Raw genomic sequence first — 18,847 nt, forward strand, 5'->3', positions numbered from 1 at the left:
ATATATACTCTGTTTTGATATGAATAGCATTATTGTTTAATGCTGTTGCATTGCATTGCATTGCATTGCTAGATAGGTGTGATGTAATCTTGTAACTTTTCCCTAATAAGTATTTTACAGATATTTTAGAGTGAGAGTTGTTTCGTATTCTCAATTATTAGCTTGGAAAATAGAGTTATTCATTCTGAAATATGATCGTCGCTTGAAATCAAATAAGTTATTTTTAAGCTATGCTTATAATAGGAATTTCACGCTGATATTCCAATCGATTCATCGTAATAAGCAACTTATATTCTGATATATTTTAAATGTCTCCTATTCAAATTATCTAAAAATATTCAAAGCGCGGAAGAGAGATCATTTGTTGTTTCCTTTCAGCTTATCTTGATTTGGTATGTTTCTGCAGTAGTTATTAAAAAGAAATAAGGAGACAGAAAACTAGAGGGTATATTGTTTATGGAGGATAGTCGGGGAATTTTTCTTGGTGCTCATTATCAAAAAAAAAGCAATGAACTTCAGTCTACGTATATTTGGCTTAAATATGCCAATCGTCATGGTTTAATTACAGGTGCAACGGGAACAGGAAAAACTGTAACGCTACAAGTTTTAGCAGAATCTTTTTCTGTTGCAGGAATCCCTGTTTTTTGTGCTGATGTTAAAGGTGATCTATCCGGAATAGCAAAAGCTGGAGTAGTGAGTGATAAGATAAAGGATAGAGCGATTGAAGTTGGATTAAAAACAATAAAAACACAAAAAAGTCCTGTTATTTTTTGGGATTTATTGGGAGATCAAGGACATCCAATTCGTACTACAGTAACAGAAATAGGTCCTTTTCTTCTTTCACGCATGCTTGATTTAACACCAGCACAAGAAGGTGTTCTTAATATCGCTTTTTCTATTGCTGATGAAGAAAAGCGTTTACTCATTGATTTGAAAGATTTAAAGGCTATGCTCATGTATGCCGCAGATCATGCTTCTGAATTTTCAACGCGTTATGGAAATATATCTAGATCATCTGTTGGAGCTATTCAACGACAGCTTTTAATTTTAGAGACGCAAGGTGGAAGTCATTTTTTTGGAGAGCCAGCATTACAGCTTCGTGATTTAATGCGTACACAGATTGATGGACGAGGTTTTGTGAATGTTTTAGCTGCAGATAAGATAATGTCTTATCCGCGACTGTATTCGACATTCCTTTTTTGGTTGATGTCAAAACTTTTTGAACAACTTCCTGAAATTGATGATCCAGACAAATTACGGTTGGCTTTTTTCTTTGATGAAGCACATTTTCTTTTCAATAACGCTTCAAAATCTTTTATTGAAAAAATTGAGCAAACTGTTCGTTTAATCCGTTCCAAAGGTGTAGGGATCTATTTTATTTCACAAAGTCCACTTGATATTCCTGAGGCTATTTTAGCGCAACTTGGTAATCGTATTCAACATGCATTACGTGCGTATACTCCTCGTGAAATTGCAGCGGTTAAGACCATTGCGTCAACTTTTCGTGCGAATTCACAGTTTGATACAATGGAAGCAATAGGGCAACTTTCAACAGGAGAAGCGCTTGTGTCAACTTTAGAAAAGAAAGCCGTTCCATCCGTTGTTCAACGTACAATCATTCGTCCGCCGTGGTCACAAATTGGGTCAATAACCTTTGATGAGCGTAAGGAACTTATCGCGTCTAGCCCTGTTTTTGGACAATATGAACAGACGATTGATCGCGATTCAGCTTATGAAACATTATTAAAGTCTGAACGAGCAGAGATCAACGTATCTAAAAAAGGCTCGCACCAGAAGTCTGTTGCAGATGCAGTGACAAAAGCTGTAATGCGTTCAGCAACAAATAGTTTGGGAAGATTTTTGGTAAAAGCAGGGGAGAATGTTTTACGGAATATTTTGAGAAATATCTTGGGGAAGAATCGTAAAAGATAATGGCTGATTGATTGCTGGATCTTATATTCTTTAATTTAAAAATTTAATTTTATAAATCTGCAAATACAAAATATATTAGTTGTTTAAAAACATTAAGCTATCAATCAATTATATCTGATTAAAAATTTTGGTGAAGTCCATTGATCAATTTTTCTTCTAGGGGATGATTTTAAAAGAGAAATTAAAATAAACAGATATTCGACATTTGCTTTTAGATGCTGTAAGCATCACACCAGGCTTGTAGAGTAAGCTTAACAATTAAAAACGAGGAGATTTTTAAAATGGCTTTTGAATTAGCTGAGTTGCCTTATGATTACGATGCTCTTATGCCTTATATGTCATCTGAAACGTTAGAGTATCATCATGATAAGCATCATCTCGCTTATCTTAACAATACTAATAACTTTGTGAGAGATTTAGGTTTAGAAAATGAGAGCCTTGAAGATATTGTTAAAGATAGTTTTAACACAAATATTGCTTTGTTTAACAATGCGGCTCAGTATTATAATCATAATCATTTCTGGTTCTGTATGAAAAAAAATGGGGGAGGAGAAAAATTACCTGCAAAATTAGAAAAAGCTATCAAATCTGATCTAGGGGGTTATGATAAATTCCGTACAGATTTTATTGCAGCTGCGAGTTCTCAATTTGGTTCTGGATGGGCATGGCTTGCTGTGAAAGATGGAAAGCTTGAAATTATGAAGACACCTAATGGTGAAAACCCTCTGATTCATGATGCTCAACCCATTTTAGGTGTTGATGTATGGGAACACTCTTATTACATTGATTATCGTAATGCGCGACAAAAATATCTTGAAGCTTTTGTCGATAATTTAATTAACTGGGATTATGTTCTAGAGCTTTATGAAGACTGTGGGTTTTAAGAAGTAATTCGTATTGCACTAAAGGCTTCATAATTTATTGAATATGAAGCCTTTTTAGAAATAATTATATATTAAAGCGTTGAATCTTTGCCTGCTATTTTTAGAATATAGGCATATATATATGCAGTTTCTTCTAATCGTGCAAAGCGTCCAGTTGCACCTGCGTGCCCTGAATTCATATTGACGCGTAATAGAACTGCATTATTATCTGTTTTTAAATCGCGTAGTTTTGCTACCCATTTTGCAGGCTCCCAATAGGTTACACGAGGATCGGTTAATCCTGTAATAGCAAGAATAGGAGGGTATTCTTGTGCTTTAATATTGTCATAAGGTGAATAAGAAGCAATGAGGTTATAATCTTCTTTTGATGTAAGAGGGTTCCCCCATTCAGGCCATTCTGGAGGTGTTAGAGGTAATGAAGCATCTAACATAGTTGTTAGGACATCAACAAAAGGGACATTAGCTACAATACCGGCAAAATCTTGTGGAGCGATGTTTGCTATAGCGCCCATCAACATTCCTCCCGCTGAACTTCCGTGAGCAAACAGTCTGTCGTGTGCAGTGAATTGATTATTGACTAGATGGCGCCCACAGGAGATAAAATCTGTAAATGTATTTTTCTTAAAAAGATGTTTTCCTTTTTCATACCATTCATTTCCTTTTTCTTTACCCCCACGAATATGAGCAATGGCATAAATAAAACCTCTATTGACGAGTGAAAGAACATTGCTATTAAAGTCAGCAGGAATTGAAATCCCATAAGCGCCATAACCGTAAAGCAAACAGGGTGCATTACCATTCAGTGCAGTAGTTTTGTGATAAAAAAGAGAGATAGGGATTTGTTCACCATCATCTGCAGTGGCTGTAATTCGTCTCGTTATATAATCATCTTTATTATGTCCAGAAGGTATTTCCTGTGTTTTTAAGAGTATTTGTTTGCGATTTTTTATTTCGTAATCAAAAACTTGTTCAGGTGTTGTCATGGATGAATAAGAAAAGCGAAAGGTTTCACTGTTATATTCTGCAGCGCCTTGTGGATCTAAAGAATAAGCTTCTTCTGTGAATGTAACAGAGTGAATTTGTTTTGTTGGGCGTTCCATTATCTGTATACGAGGAAGTCCTTCAAAATATTCAAGCCAAATGATAAAGTCTTGGTAAGCATCATGAAATAAAATTAAACGTCCGAGCTGATGAGGGATCAGTTCAGACCAGTTTTCTGGCTGTGGTGACGTGAAGGGTGCAACCATAATTTTAAAATCTTTTGCGTCATTGCTATTTGTAAGAATGTAAAAGACATCACCACCTTCAGTGAGCGAATATTCAATTCCTTTTTGTCGTTTTTTGACACATTGAGGAGATGTTAGAGGACTGTCCGCAGGAATAAGCCAAGTTTCTGAGGTTTCATGATCATGAATATTAATGTAAATAACGTCATTCAGTTTAGAACCGCTAACATATAAGAAAAATCCTGGATCATCTTCACAGAAAATAAGTTTATCTTGAGATTGATCGGTATTTAATTTATGATAATAAAGTTTTGATGGACGGTGATTGTGATCCATTCTCGTATAGAAAAATCCTTCAGACTTTGCATCCCATACCACATTTCCAGATGTCTCAGTAATTGTATCCGGACAGTCAGACAATGTTTTCAAATTGCGAATTTTTATTGTATAAAATTCAGATCCTTTGTCATCATAAGTCCATGCAACGAGTTTATGATCAGGAGATACTTGAACTGAGCCAAGATTAAAATAATTTTTACCTTCAGCTAAAGCATCACAATTAAGGTAAACGTGTTTTTCCCCTCCATTTCTTGGTATACGGAAATAGTGTGGTTGTTGGCCTTCAGGAACATAAAATAGACCATAAGCAAAAGGGCCATATTTGACAGGAACGGAACTCTCGTTTTCTTGGATGCGATTTTTCATTTCGGTAAAAAGAAGATTTTGTAATGCTTGCGTATCAGCCATTTGAGTAGCTTGATAAATATTTTCTTCTTCAAGATGGCGCTTAATGTTTTTATCAAGACAATTAGGATCTTGAAAGACATCCTGCCAGTTATCTGCTCGCAGCCAATGATAAGGATCACTTCGCCAAATACCATGATATATTTTTTTATGAAGCACTTTGGGTGTTTTAGGAGGCAATACAGAAGAATGTGTCATACGTGATCCTTTATGTTCAAAGGTAGTTATAAATTGTTATTTTGAGGTTATTTTATGCATGTAAAGTGTAAATTTATGAATTTTTGTTTACGTTTAAAATGGAGTGAAGAAGTCTACAGCTTATCTTTTATCATGTATTATAAATACTTTCTTCAGTGAGTGTGATGGGTTATTGATGATAGTTTAAAAGTAGGCTTATTAATTTTACACTAACATTAAATTTTTGCTAAATGGCAGGAGATGGATTGTTCTAAGATATGTATCTAGAATGGGAGTGTTAGACTCTGAATAAGAAAAACACTATATTGTATTGAAATGTAATTTTAAATATTGATTTGACATTAATATTTTCAATATATTGTGTTTATTATATATGTTTTTATTTCGTTATTGTATTTTATTTTATTGAATTGAAAAGTCTTTTACATTATTTTCGATATTTAAAAAGTGCGGTATTCTTGTATTCGTATTGAGGTTTGATAAATAAATAATGATCTATAATATTATCATTTTATGGAAAAAACTCGACAGAGAATAGTTTTGCACTATGTTATATTTTGTTTTTTTGTATGATGTTTTGTAAACAAAATCACCTTGTATAAGTCAGCGTTTTATTATGTTTTGTGACAAAAAAGAGAAATTTATTTGATTTTTTTGTGTTAAAGTAATTTTATAAATTAATTGAATTGACAAAAAAGATTTTTGTACAATATGAAACTTATGTGTGTAATGACGCTTAAAGATTTATGTGCGTAGGATATTGGTATTGCGAGTATAAGTAAAATGATGTCTCAATTTTAATATTAAAGGAAACAAGAATGGAACATCACCCAGTCTTAGAGACTGAAAGCAATTTAATCATTACATTAGTTGCTAATATTGTTGCCGCTTATGTGAGTAATAATGCAATCCGACCGACTGAGGTGCCAAATTTGATTGCTGATATTCATGCTGCTTTTTTAAAAGTGGGGAATGTTGCGTTAACGGAAGTAGAGATTGAAAAACAAAGGCCTGCAGTTAATCCAAAGCGCTCGATCTTTCCTGATTATCTTATTTGTCTTGAAGATGGGAAAAAGTTTAAATCTTTGAAGCGTCATCTTATGACACATTATGGTATGCTGCCTGAAGAATATCGTGAAAAGTGGCATTTGGATAGCACTTACCCGATGGTTGCACCTAATTATGCTAAGGCACGTTCAGTTTTAGCTAAAGAAATGGGGCTTGGTCGAAAAAGTCAACAAAAAAAAGTTTAAATAATTATGTTCAAAAACAGTTGAATTGAATGAAAATATTTCTTCAGTCATCTTATTTGTTAGGAAATTTTTCTATTGTTTTTAGGATAAACATCTGGCCTTGCTAAAGAGCTTTCAGTGCGAATCTTTGTAATCATAGCTTTTAAACCGTTCGACCGTTGAGGTGTAAGATTGTCGTTTAATCCAAGAGTTTTAAGAAGTTCTTCAGCGCTAGCTTCATATATTTCAGAAGCCGTTTTGCCGGAATAGAAGGTGAGAAGAATATAAATAAGACCACGTACAATATGAGCGTCGGAATCTCCTTGAAATGTTAGTATAGGATCTTCTGAGTGATTACGTGAGGTTAAAAGCCATACTTGGCTGACGCATCCATGTACTTTATGAGCATCATTTCGCGCACTTTCTGGAAAAGGAGGAAGTTCGTGGCCGAGTTCAATCACATAGCGATAACGATCTTCCCAGTTCTCAAGAAGAGAAAAATTTTCTATGATATCATCGATTGTTATCGTCATAGTTTTAGTTCCTTTATTCTTGTAATGATTATAGGGTGGTTGAGGGTATATGATAGATAAACATCTATTTCTTTTAAATTAAAAATAGTGCAAACTACTCAAAACTTTTATTTAAAGATCACTCATATTATTTTTCTGTGAAATTTTGTGCATTGCTTTTAGGGTGAGTATCTTCGGTTTGAACCGTATTTTTGTTATCAAGTGTGTGATCAAGATATTCGTATGCGATTTTGGCACCGTGACGTATATGTTTTCCTATCGATTCAAGAAAAGATTTTCCAGTTTTGCAGGTTTCTGTATTCCGGTCACAAAATTTTTGTAAATCGTTGAATGTTTCTTTAAATAAGGTAATAGCATCGTTTGTTGTTGAGTTTATTGTTTCTTGTGAAGAAGGGTCATTGCTATTTTTTTTGTTTGCAAAGATTGAAATCACTATAAAGACACAAAATAAAAAAAATGCTGATTTAATTAAAAAACGTATCATGGAATTCCAGCACGGTGTAGTTACAAATAAAATTGAAAAAAAAATAACTTATATGATTTGTATTAAAAAAAATGTGATGTTTGAGATTTTATGAAAGTGCGCAATTTATTTCGCAAACGTTTGAAAAAATATAGAATATAAATGTATGTATAAATAACGATTACCTCAATGAATCTCAGATGTGGTTTTATAAACAGAATATTAGCAACCTTTTTTTTATAATATGATAAGAAAAATTTTCTATTGCAAGGCGAATAATAAAAGAGATGACAATGTTTTTATAATTATCGCACGATAGTTATGCATAGCATTTATGAGAGTTTTGACCTTTATAATATATTTCAAATATAGCGCATTCTTTGATTTTGCGTAATGCATTTATGTCAATTACAATGATGAGATTAATTTTTTATTTTAATCCTTATGTTTTTAAGCAGGATGCTTTTTAAATTTTTAACCATCAATTGTGTTTATCTGAAATGGGTTTTCGGTAATATGGCTGATTTTTCTCAATCTACGTATTGAAAAAATTGGTATTCTTATATTCCGCATTAAACATTTAAGTAATTATTTTTATTAGAACAATGTTATTGTTGGTATAAAATTTATATTTTATTCATGATTTTTTATTTTTTTTAAGTAATCTTAAATTTGTGAATTTTATTGGATATTATTAGGGTATTTTGAGTTTAGATATATACTGTGTCTGCAATCGTTTAGCTGATTGCACTGTTACATGGGAAATTAAATTTGTATATCCTCGTAAATTTGTGTGACGTGAAGAAATAATCCACAAGGGAGGTTTGATTGAATTTACTTAGAATATTTAAAATATAAAAATGCATAAGGTTAACTAAACGATCAGAGATTATTTCATTGATACATTGGTATCTTAATAATGATTATGGGCATTAAAATAATTTATAATAAAGCCGTGAATATATTTTCTTCTCATTATAGATAAAATAACTTCTATTGAATTTTGTATAGAAAACCAATCACAATTGAAAATAAAAAATAATGGCCAAAAAACGAGAAATGCGTAAAACTAAAGTTTTAAAGCAACGAAGTATTATTATAACATTTTTTTTAATGATTGGTTGGTTGTTTTTTTGGTTAACGAAGTGTCTTTATTATTGTATGCGCACAAATGCTTCATTGGTTGTAGGTTTTCTTCTTTTTATTATTAGTCTTGGATTTGTTTCTTTTAATGCTTTATTTTCACAAATAAACATGAATCAAGATGCATATATTCAAATGAAGTTGGAGCGTTCTTCAACTGTAGATCAGGATGCAATTTTATTCAAACAACAAACAATATCTCACACCGATGGTGTTCAGATTTCTTCTGTACCTATTCCACGTATTTTCCGTAAAAATGTACCTTCGGAGCAAAGTTTATTACAGGAAAATTTATTGAAAATGCAGCAAAAGTTAACAAAACTTGGCTTTTATGATGGTCCGTTAGATGGGTTAGATGGTCCGAAAATGCGTCGTGCTATCGCATTGTGGAAAGAAAAAATGGCTCATAAAGATATGCTCGTGCAAAAGAATAGTTTACAAAAATATTCAGAAGATGAAATTGCCAAAATAATAAACCGAAGCAAAAAAGAAATGATCAATAATGCACTTAAAGTAAATGCTGTAGCAGATTCAAAAGATACTTTTGTAAAACCTTCTGTTTCAGATGTTATGCGTGTACAAGAAGCTTTGCGTTTTTTTGGAGATTCTGAGATTGTTGTGACTGGTAGAGAAGATCAAAAAACACAAAATGCTTTGAAACAGTTTCAAAAAATATTTAATCTTCCTATAACAGGTAAAATTGATCGTAAAGTTTTGATAAAGATGCGTGAAATTGGATTATTAAGTTAAAAAGAAATTTTTCTTTTCTGATGATCAAAAACAACCGATATTACAGAAAAATATATTGAGATTATAAATTTCGAGAAGAGCAAGGTATATTTGTTCAAAATTATTTATGTCTGCTCTATCAAAGATTATTCAGTGAACAATGTGATCGTCTGTCAAAATAACTTATTCTCTGTAAAACAGAAATGGTGTTATGCTCACATATAATTAATGAACTGTTTTTGTGCAGTAGCGTAGTGAATTTTAATTTAGATAAACAACCATTTTATGAAATATTTGGATATAATAAATTGTCTTAAATTGAACGAAAAATAGTCTTAAATTGAACGCAAAAGCTATTTTTGATATTTGATTTATTAAGATTGTAATTGATCCATTGGGTATGTTTTTTATAATTAAAGAAAGAACTATTCATTGAATGTATGACAAGTTGCCTGTGAAAGAAAAGTTTCACTACCTTTTTTCGTTAAGAAAGAAGGAGAAAATACACGTAGAATAACAAAACCTTCATTCAAATCTTGAGTTATTAAAACTGGATTAAGATTGGTTTTCATTATCGATCGTCTAAGCTCTATGATTTGTATAGGTTTTCCAATAATCAGATTAAGTTGAGCATTAAGAGCTGTTCGGTCATTCAAACTATAAAAAATAATGCCATCATGCGTATACGCTGAAAGTGACCAGAATTGTGTTGTTTTTTGAGTTGTTAAATGGACAGGGCCATGTTCAAGATTAAATCTGCAGACTTTAAGAAGAAATAAAGGGTCTCGAGATTGATGAATAGAGCTAGAAGGGTGCAGGTTAACAAATTGGTAGGGTTTTCCTGTTTTTTCAAGCCGTGTCCATATATTATTTTGTGCATAATAAGGAACTAAAAATAAAACAGAAATATGAATAATAAGAGTGCTGAAGCTTGTAAAAAGCACAATGTAAATGAGTTTAATCACAATTTTTTTGTCCTGAAGGGATTTTCTCTAGAGAAGGCATAGTAAGTTTCTGTAATTCTGTTGCAGAGATGATTGAGGTATCGTATAAAGTGAGGATCAGTCCGAATTCTTCAGGACTAACAATTGCAAGCCAATTGCCAATTTGTGGAGTTGGGGAAATGTGTATGTATAATGAACCATCATTTTCATAGATAATATTGTGAGTGTGGAGTGCAAAAGGCACTGCATCGGTTGAAATATATGGTTTAAGAAATTTATCGGCTGTATAAAGAGTAAAAAGACGCGCTTCAGGAAGAAAACCTTTGAGGATGTAATTGCAATGAGAGCGAAGTGGACGTCCATGGTTATCTTCCCAGAGTTGGAAAATGAGACTTTCTGTACGTCCAAGTGAAATATTCCCATGTTTAGCAGAACGAGCACGAGTATAGGGATCTGTTTCCATTGTTCCTATTTGCGGATAAGTATTCCATTTTCCAATTGTGAAACGACCAAAATTTTCAAAAGAATTAAGAATATAATTGACACTTAATGTGCCACCTAAAATGGAAAAAGAAAAGATAACAAGAAAAACAGCAATCTTAAAAAACATCGTAGGATACTCAAATTTAATGCATGATGGATTGAAGAGTTGTAGTTTTTGATAAGATTGCAGGTGGAGTTTTCATGAGATCTTCGTTAATTTTTTGCACAATTTGTAGTGTTTTAGGTGAAAAAGTATGAGGCAATAGAAGTGTTTGTTCCGAGTTGTGATGGGCAAAAGGAATAGGGGGATGGTAAGGTAAGATAGAGTTTTTAACACCATAGAGTGGTTTTATCATTGTGTTTTGGTGTGCATAAAACATAATTCTGTGCCATATCATAGCGGGAATAACGCCACCAAAAGCACGATTCATAGGAGAAAAATCATCATTTCCCATCCAGACAGCACCGGTATAATTTCCAGTAAAACCAACAAACCAAGCATCACGATATGATTGTGATGTTCCGGTTTTACCAGCAACAAGGGTCATGGGGAGAGCTGCGCGTTTTCCTGATCCCCTTGTTGTAACTCCAACCATCATTTGATTCATATAAGCTGCAGATTGTTCGCTGATAACTCTGTGTGATTTGTTGCCATGAAGTGTCCAATCCCATATGAGATGACCATCGGATGTTTTGATTTGTGTGAAGCCATGACGATTTCCAGCTATTCCACCATTAGCAAAAACATTGAAACCTGTTGCTTGATCCATGGGGGTCATATTGGATGTACCTAAGACCATGGTTTTATGCGATAAAATATGTGCGCTAATATCCATATCTTTAATCAAATTGATAATAGGTTGAGTATCACGATTAAGATATTGAGAAGTAATATAGACAGGAATTGTATTAATAGAGAAAGCTAAAGCAGTTGCGACATCAATCTTCCCCAGATAGCGTCCAGAATTATTTCTAGGGGACCAACGACCCCATTTTATAGGAGCATCGAGGACTATGGTTGTGGGAGATAAACCGCGTTCCATGGCAGCGGCATAGACATAAGGTTTGAATGAAGAACCAGGTTGTCGACCGCCCTGAGTTGCTCGATTAAATTGACTTTTATTATAATCAACGCCTCCAACAATAGCGCGGACAGCTCCATTATTATCCATAATGACAGCAGCAGCTTGTGTTGCGCGGTATTGTGGACCATATTGGTGTAAATAATATTTAATGGATTCTTCTGCTATTTTCTGTATGTTTGGGTCAAGGGTCGTTTGTACAATCAAATTACGACTTTGGAGTTTGCTGCTCATTTTTTGAATTTCATCAAAAACCCAATCCAGAAAATAATTTGGCTGATCATTTTTTATTTTTGCGATGAGTTTTGCAGGATAACGATGTGCTTTGATGATTTGGCTATCGGTCATGAAACCGCTAGCCACTAGGTTAGAAAGGACAATATTGGCACGGGTTTGTGCGGCAGATAAATTGTTATGGGGAGCATATTTAGTTGGCGCTTTGAAAAGACCAGCTAACATAGCGGATTCAGCAAGAGATACATCATGTATATCTTTATTAAAATAAAACTTGGCAGCTGCTACGATACCAAAATTACCCCCTCCCATATAGGCATGATCAAGATACAGTTGCAAGATTTGTTTTTTATTGAAATTTGCTTCTAACCAAAGAGCTAAGTACGCTTCTTTAATTTTACGGATTATGGTTCGTTCATTTGTTAAAAATAAATTTTTAGCGAGTTGTTGTGTAAGAGTTGAGCCACCTTGAACGACACCTTTAGCTTGCATATTTCGTGAAATTGCTCGTATGAGACCGTAAAAATCAACACCCCAGTGATCAAAAAAACGACGATCTTCTGTCGCAAGAACAGCTTTGATAAGATAATCAGGCATTTCTTCAACAGGAACTGAGACAGCTGGTGAAGTTCCACGGTATCCGATGGGATTTCCATATCGATCTAAAAAAAGAATGGAAAAATTCTGAGAAGTGTACCAGTCTTTTTTTGCTAATTCAAAAATAGATATTCCAACGGTTGTAAAAAGAGTAAAACCAATTAATCCCAATGTCAGTGTTTCATCAAGAACTTCAATGATAAAGCGTTTCCATCCTCGTATGCGAAAACACTGTGTTGTGAAAGTTGTTTGATTCCAGAAGCGATTGTTAGCAGTACGGATACGGTAAAGCATTGTATCTAGCAGTGAATCTAATGCAATCAGTTTCTCATTACGAAATAATTTATTTTTTCTTTCCTTCTTCTTTTTCAAGAAATCAAACATTTAAAGGATCCTGATAATAAGGGAGTAGGATGAATAATTTTGTAATAATTATATGGAGTAAAGACGTTTTTTTTCTATAGTTATACTAAAAGCAAGTTTTTTATAATTTTAAAAAATCTCTTTTATTACAAAATATACATGGTACTCAAATTTTGTTATTCATTAATCGGATTCTTTATTTGATTTATTTAAATTTTATATCATGTATCTTGATGTATAATTTAATCGGTCAAAAATTCTGCTATTCATCTTGTATTCAGGTCGAATAGATTATGAGAAGTTTATGGTTAGGAAAATTTTTTTATTTGCAGTTTTTATAAGATTGATCAATATAGATTCTGCTTTTGCAGCTGATTGTGCTGAAATTGGTAAAAGAGTTGCAATGCAGAAAAGAGGAACGTTAACACGTTCGATCCCGATTGTTCGAGAAGGTAAAAATATGTGTACGGTTGTGATTATTGTACCTGCTCGTGATGGTGAAAAGTTGCGCCGTGTTGAAATTACAGTTCCTTCTGAGTGACGTATTTTAGGTTCTGTGATGCGTATTTTAATTGTTGAAGATGATCGAGATCTTAACTCTCAGCTAGCAGAAGCTGTGAGAGAAATGGGATATGTTTTCGACAATGCTTTTGATGGTGAAGAAGCTTATTTTTTAGGAAGTACAGAATCTTATGACGCTGTGATTCTTGATGTTGGTTTGCCCCGTATGGATGGAATTTCTGTCGTTGAGAAATGGCGACAAGAGGGATATTCTATGCCTGTTCTAATACTCACAGCACGTGATAGTTGGTCTGATAAGGTGCGTGGGATTGATGCAGGAGCTGATGATTATGTGGTGAAACCTTTCCATTTAGAAGAGGTTATGGCGAGATTGAGAGCGTTAATTCGTCGTTCTGCAGGACACTCAACAAATATATTGTCTTTTGGTAATGTTTTATTGGATACGAAAACGTCTCGCGTTTTTGTTCATGGTCAGTTGATTAAATTGACATCACACGAATTTCGACTTCTTTCTTATCTTATGCACCATGGAGACAAAGTGATTTCAAGAACAGAGCTTATTAAACATCTTTACGATCAGGATTTCGATAAGGATTCAAATACAATTGAAGTTTTTGTTGGACGATTGCGAAAAAAACTTGGAGTTGATTTAATCGAAACTGTTCGGGGAATGGGTTATCGAGCTAAAACATCAGGTGAAAAATGACCGTTTTAGAAAATAATCCTCGATTGAAGGAGTTATTTTTTTTAGTTAAAAAATCTCTCAGTTTGCGTGTGATAATTTTATCAACGTTATGGATTGTTATGTCTCTTTCATCGATTTTTGGAGTGAGTATTTTATTTTATCAGCGTTCAAGTGAACAAAGTTTAGAGCGTATTCTTACCGCTCATCTTTATAATTTGATAGCAACGGTTACAGTATCTCCTGAAGGGTATTTAGTAGAAAATATTGGGTTGAATGATATTCGTTATTCAGATCCCACATCGGGGTGGTATTGGGAGGTAAAAGCGATTTCGCCTAATCTTTATGGGAGACTAATTTCACCATCATTAGGAGTTAAGAAAATTTTTTCACCAAGTGATGTAGATGTTCCTTTTGATAAAAATTTTTTTCGTTCTTATCGGATAAAGAATATTGATGATCAACAATTACAAGTTATTGAAAGTGACGTTGCTCTTGATAATAAAAATCACATTGCACGTTTTCGTCTTATTGGAAATATTGGTGACGTGCATGAACAAGTGCAAAAATTCAAACGAACTTTACAAATTTTCTTTTGGATCTTTGGGCTAGGAAGTATTCTCATTAATATTGCTATTATTGTTTTTAGTTTTCAGCCGTTGAAAAAAATACAAAAAATATTGAGTGATATTCGAGAAGGGAAAGCGGATTCTGTGAATACAGATTTATTGAGTGAAGTTATGCCACTAGTACAAGAAATGAATGCTCTTATTAAAAATAATCAACGTATGATTGAACGGTTTCGAATGCAGGTTGGTAATCTTGCTCATTCGTTGAAGACTCCTTTGTCAGTGATCATAAATGAAACGGATAAAATGGGTGGAGAACAAGCAATTTTACTCCGTGAACAAACTAAAATGATGCAAGCACAAATAAATCATTATTTGCGACGAGCTCGAGTTGTAGCACAACGTGACAGTATTCTTTATCATACATCCGTTTGCGAAGTTCTTGAAAGTTTAGTGCGGGTTATGAAAAAGCTCAATCCTGATAAACAGATTCAACTAATCATGAAGAGTTCTGATATTGTGTTTGCTGGTGAAAGAGAAGATTTAGAAGAAATTGTCGGCAATTTAATTGAAAACGCTGTGCAATGGTCTCGTACTCAAATATTAATCAGCTGTTGTTTAGAAGAAAGTACTGAAAATGAAATGTTTTTTCGTATTGTGATTGAAGATGATGGTTTGGGTTTAACAGAAAAGCAAATTAATAAAGCTTTAAAGAGAGGCCAAAGACTTGATGAAAATAAGCCAGGAACTGGTTTAGGATTGTCAATTGTTTCAGATCTAGTTAATGAATACGGTGGAAAACTTTTTTTATCACGTTCTGCATTGGGTGGATTGTATACGAAAGTTTTATTGCCTAAACGCTAATAAGTTTTCTTTTGTATACAGCAATAGATGTAACAAAGAAGTCTTTTAGAATATGAAATGTTATGTTACACTCACGCAAAGTGAAAATATATAAAAAAAATAAGGCACTTAAGATATAATAGCAAATTTTGGGGAGTCTTTTGATGCAGTTGTCTTTGTTCGATCGCGTAAAGCGTTATAAGTTTTTTAAGAGTCTTAGTGCTTTTAAAGTGTTGGGTGTTTCATTTGTTGTTCTTATGACATATGGTATTTATAGTTTGACAGGTAATCCTAGCATTAAAAGTTATTTTTTTAAAGAATTGATGGATAAAGATCCAAAAACTTTAAATGAAGATGAAAAGCTTGTGCGTTTACAAACACTTTTTTTGCGTACGCCTCATGATGGTAAAATAGCGGATGCGTTAGCAATAGCCTATCTTGAGAGAAATCGTTTTCAAGATGCGGTGAATGTTTATTTAGATGTCTTTCGTTTGAATGAGGAAACAGCTCCAAGGCTTGTAGGGTACGGTTTGGCGTTAGTTGGAAATGCAGGAGGAGTCATTACACAAGAAGCACAAAATGCTTTTCAAAAAGCTGCAGATTTATCTCCAAATGATTTTTATCCTCGTTTATTTTTAGCGGATGCGCTTCGTCAGGCAGGGAAATCTGTGCAGGCAGTGCAATTTTTACAAGATTTTCTTAATACAATGCCACAGGATAGTGTGGGACGGGTGCAGGTAGAGAATATGATCATTCAATTACAAAAAGCATCTCATTAGAAGATTATAAAGAAAATGATGGGAATTTGCTGAAGTTATTGAATGAGGTTTGATTTATTATGTAAATGTCAAAATAGCGAAATAAAAATTATATCTGCGTAGAGTATATGTAACTCTCTTTAAAAGAAAAAACGTTAAGATATTTATAGAAATATTTTTTGTAAATAAACTATGCACAATCAAGCTTTGAAAAATCGTCTTTCACTTAAACTGGTTTTAAAAAGACGGAAAAAAGAGCGGGCATTGATGATTGCGTTGTGCATTTTTATTATGATTGTTGCGATAGGTCTTGTTGTATATGCAATGCGCAATACGGTAAGTTTTTTTCGTATGCCGTCTGAAATTACAAGAGAAGATATTTTAACGGGTCGTTCTTTACGTTTAGGTGGTTTTGTTGAAAAAGGAACTGTTAAACCTGTTGGAAGAACAACAATTACTTTTTTTGTAACGGATAATTTGGAACACAAAAAAGTTATTTTCAATGGTATATTGCCCGATCTTTTTCGTGAGGGACAAGGTGTTATTGTAGAAGGGCATTTCGATAAACAAGGTCTTTTTATAGGCACGCGCGTTTTGGCAAAGCATGATGAGAATTATATGCCTAAAGAAACAGCAGATCGTTTGGAAAAGAGCTATGATATGAAGAGGTCATTTGATCGTGCTCATTGAATTGGGTCATATTTTTTTAGCTGCAGGATTATCTGTTAGTTTGTTGCAAGCATTTTTCCCTTTTTTTAGTATTTTATGGAGAGAACGCTCATTAATACGTGTAGAGATTCTGCTCACATATTTCATCTTTATATTCTTGTTAATGTCTTTTTTGATTATGGTGTATGCTTATGTTGTGTCAGATTTTTCTGTTTTAAATGTTGTTGAAAATTCGCATTCGGAAAAACCGATACTGTATAAGATCGCTGGGGTTTGGGGAAATCATGAAGGATCAATGTTGCTATGGGTTTTAAGTTTATCTTTTTTCAGTACATTGGTTGCTTTGTTTGGACATCAATTGTCAGAACAATTTAAAGTTCTTACTTTAAGCTGTCAAAGCTGGATTATAAGTGCTTTTCTTTTATTTATTCTTTTTGTTTCTAATCCGTTTTTACGTGTTATCCCACCGGCATTGCAAGGCAAAGATCTTAATCCTATTTTACAAGATATCGCGTTGATAATTCATCCACCACTACTATATCTTGGTTATGTTGGTTTTTCAGTTTGTTTTTCTTTTTCGATTGCTGCGTTGATTACAGGACATGTTGATGGCATTTGGGCGCGTTGGGTACGGCCGTGGCTTCTGCTGTCATGGTTTTTTTTGACGCTTGGGATTATGGTGGGGTCTTATTGGGCATATTATGAGTTGGGTTGGGGTGGCTATTGGTTTTGGGATCCTGTTGAAAATGTTTCGTTTATGCCTTGGCTGTCAGGAACAGCTCTTTTGCATTCTGCTATCGTGCTTGAAAAGCGGGAAGCTTTAAAAAATTGGACCTTATTTCTAGCTATTTTGACTTTTTCTCTTTCTTTGATGGGAACTTTTCTTGTCCGTTCTGGTATCGTCGTATCTGTTCATAGTTTTGCTCTTGATCCAACACGTGGGTGGGCTATTTTGACTATTTTGTTTTTTTTTATGGGGGGCTCTTTTTTTCTTTTTATTCTACGATCACCGGTTTTAAAGACAGGAAGATTATTTCAGTCAGTTTCGCGTGAAGGTTTTATTGTTTTAAATAATTTATTTCTTATAACAGCAACATTGACGATATTAATTGGGACACTTTATCCTTATTTTTTGGAAGCATTTACGGGTCAAAAAATTTCTGTTGGTGCAGCTTTTTTTAATCTTACAGTCGGATCTTTAATGGCAGTATCGCTTTTGTTAGTTCCATTTGGACCAATGATGGCTTGGAAACGTGGTGATTTTTTTGCAGTTTTTGAACGATTGTGGTTTGCTTTTATTTTAGCGAGTATTGCTTGTTTTTGGACATTTTATGCAACGTCTTTACGTGATATTTTTGCAGCTTTAGGAGTAGGGCTGTCTTTTTTTGTTTTTTGGGGTGCTTTAGTTGATCTTTGGGTGAAAAGTGGGCCTCGGAAGATTCCATTATTGGTACGGGTTAAGAGGTTTTTAGGATTACCGTGGTCTGCTTTTGGTACTGCATTTGCGCATATGGGATTAGGAATTACATTGTTTGGGATTGTTTGTGTTGCGACGTTTGGGCACGAACGGATTTTAACAATGCAAATAGGGGACAAAGTTGCGATAGCGGATAAAATTGTCTGCTTTGACAGCGTAAAAAATGTTTTTGGATCAAATTATTCTGCAGTACAATTTGATTTTACAGTGTATGACAATCAAAATATAGTTCGCAATATAACAGCATCTAAGAGATTTTATCCGAGTCAAAATATATCAACAACAGAAGTAGGTATTAAAAGTTATGGCTTTTCTCAGTTGTATATTGCGCCGGGCCATATCGATGAGAAAGGACTTGCTGTTCATATATGGTGGAAGCCTTATGTGATTTGTATTTGGTTTGGTGCATTAATGATGGCTGTGGGAGGATGTTTTTCTTTTTTAGGCTGCTACTTCTCTATGAGAAGGAATAAACGAATAGACTCTAATTTAAAATCCGCTAAAAATAATTGAAATGAATTTTTTAAGAGTTTTAATTTT

16 protein-coding genes are annotated in these 18,847 nt (G+C 33.7%); 10 read left to right on the forward strand and 6 right to left on the reverse strand.

Going from position 1 to position 18,847, the window contains the following annotated elements; genetic code table 11:
• The first annotated feature begins 456 nt into the window (after nt 1-456).
• Entirely contained in the window at nt 457-1,932 is a 1,476-nt protein-coding gene (locus NPY00_RS03370) for a helicase HerA-like domain-containing protein (RefSeq protein ID WP_269020664.1), read from the forward strand.
• A gap of 281 nt (nt 1,933-2,213) precedes the next feature.
• Complete coding sequence (locus NPY00_RS03375) at nt 2,214-2,816, forward strand: superoxide dismutase (protein WP_269020665.1); 603 nt, start codon at nt 2,214-2,216, stop codon at nt 2,814-2,816.
• Between the two features lie 71 nt (nt 2,817-2,887).
• Here NPY00_RS03375 and NPY00_RS03380 read toward each other — a convergent pair whose 3' ends face one another.
• Nucleotides 2,888-4,984: a S9 family peptidase gene (locus NPY00_RS03380; protein ID WP_269020666.1), complete on the reverse strand. Its 2,097-nt coding sequence runs from the start codon at nt 4,982-4,984 to the stop codon at nt 2,888-2,890.
• An 818-nt stretch (nt 4,985-5,802) separates the two neighbouring features.
• Here NPY00_RS03380 and NPY00_RS03385 point away from each other — a divergent pair.
• Nucleotides 5,803-6,237 (forward strand): MucR family transcriptional regulator, encoded by a 435-nt coding sequence (locus NPY00_RS03385; RefSeq protein ID WP_269020667.1) that lies wholly within the window; start codon nt 5,803-5,805, stop codon nt 6,235-6,237.
• Between the two features lie 59 nt (nt 6,238-6,296).
• On the opposite strand, the gene NPY00_RS03390 is transcribed toward NPY00_RS03385, so the two are convergent.
• Both NPY00_RS03390 and NPY00_RS03395 read right to left on the reverse strand, forming a co-directional pair.
• Entirely contained in the window at nt 6,297-6,749 is a 453-nt protein-coding gene (locus NPY00_RS03390; protein ID WP_269020668.1) for a SufE family protein, read from the reverse strand.
• Between the two features lie 127 nt (nt 6,750-6,876).
• Nucleotides 6,877-7,182, reverse strand: a complete 306-nt coding sequence (locus tag NPY00_RS03395) for a DUF5330 domain-containing protein (RefSeq protein WP_329957998.1) — start codon at nt 7,180-7,182, stop codon at nt 6,877-6,879.
• 1,071 nt (nt 7,183-8,253) lie between these two features.
• Here NPY00_RS03395 and NPY00_RS03400 point away from each other — a divergent pair.
• Complete coding sequence (locus NPY00_RS03400) at nt 8,254-9,105, forward strand: peptidoglycan-binding domain-containing protein (RefSeq protein WP_269020670.1); 852 nt, start codon at nt 8,254-8,256, stop codon at nt 9,103-9,105.
• 404 nt (nt 9,106-9,509) lie between these two features.
• Here the strand turns inward: NPY00_RS03400 and NPY00_RS03405 are convergent, their stop codons facing one another.
• The 3 genes from NPY00_RS03405 to NPY00_RS03415 are packed head-to-tail and all read right to left on the reverse strand — an operon-like array spanning nt 9,510 to nt 12,808.
• The gene (locus tag NPY00_RS03405; protein ID WP_269020671.1) at nt 9,510-10,049 is read right to left on the reverse strand and encodes a DUF1254 domain-containing protein; all 540 of its coding nucleotides are present in this window, start codon (nt 10,047-10,049) and stop codon (nt 9,510-9,512) included.
• Nucleotides 10,042-10,638 carry a DUF1214 domain-containing protein gene (locus tag NPY00_RS03410; RefSeq protein WP_269020672.1) on the reverse strand — a complete coding sequence of 199 codons (597 nt, stop codon included), beginning with the start codon at nt 10,636-10,638 and terminating at the stop codon, nt 10,042-10,044. The genes NPY00_RS03405 and NPY00_RS03410 overlap by 8 nt, the downstream gene beginning before the upstream one ends.
• A gap of 16 nt (nt 10,639-10,654) precedes the next feature.
• The gene (locus NPY00_RS03415; RefSeq protein WP_269020673.1) at nt 10,655-12,808 is read right to left on the reverse strand and encodes a transglycosylase domain-containing protein; all 2,154 of its coding nucleotides are present in this window, start codon (nt 12,806-12,808) and stop codon (nt 10,655-10,657) included.
• 283 nt (nt 12,809-13,091) lie between these two features.
• Here NPY00_RS03415 and NPY00_RS03420 point away from each other — a divergent pair, with 283 nt between their 5' ends.
• The 6 genes from NPY00_RS03420 to NPY00_RS03445 all read left to right on the forward strand — a co-directional run bounded on the left by NPY00_RS03420 (nt 13,092) and on the right by NPY00_RS03445 (nt 18,820).
• Nucleotides 13,092-13,328, forward strand: a complete 237-nt coding sequence (locus tag NPY00_RS03420) for a hypothetical protein (protein WP_269020674.1) — start codon at nt 13,092-13,094, stop codon at nt 13,326-13,328.
• 18 nt (nt 13,329-13,346) lie between these two features.
• A complete protein-coding gene (locus NPY00_RS03425; RefSeq protein ID WP_269020675.1) occupies nt 13,347-14,015 on the forward strand; it encodes a response regulator transcription factor in 669 nt (222 codons plus the stop codon).
• Complete coding sequence (locus NPY00_RS03430; RefSeq protein WP_269020676.1) at nt 14,012-15,424, forward strand: ATP-binding protein; 1,413 nt, start codon at nt 14,012-14,014, stop codon at nt 15,422-15,424. The genes NPY00_RS03425 and NPY00_RS03430 overlap by 4 nt, the downstream gene beginning before the upstream one ends.
• Nucleotides 15,425-15,567: 143 nt before the next feature.
• Complete coding sequence (locus NPY00_RS03435; RefSeq protein ID WP_269020677.1) at nt 15,568-16,182, forward strand: tetratricopeptide repeat protein; 615 nt, start codon at nt 15,568-15,570, stop codon at nt 16,180-16,182.
• Nucleotides 16,183-16,353: 171 nt separating this feature from the next.
• Entirely contained in the window at nt 16,354-16,851 is a 498-nt protein-coding gene (gene ccmE / locus NPY00_RS03440; protein ID WP_269020678.1) for a cytochrome c maturation protein CcmE, read from the forward strand.
• Complete coding sequence (locus NPY00_RS03445) at nt 16,841-18,820, forward strand: heme lyase CcmF/NrfE family subunit (RefSeq protein WP_269020679.1); 1,980 nt, start codon at nt 16,841-16,843, stop codon at nt 18,818-18,820. The genes ccmE and NPY00_RS03445 overlap by 11 nt, the downstream gene beginning before the upstream one ends.
• The last annotated feature ends 27 nt before the right edge of the window (nt 18,821-18,847 follow it).

This window comes from Bartonella sp. F02 (assembly GCF_026929975.1).
Lineage (GTDB): Bacteria > Pseudomonadota > Alphaproteobacteria > Rhizobiales > Rhizobiaceae > Bartonella.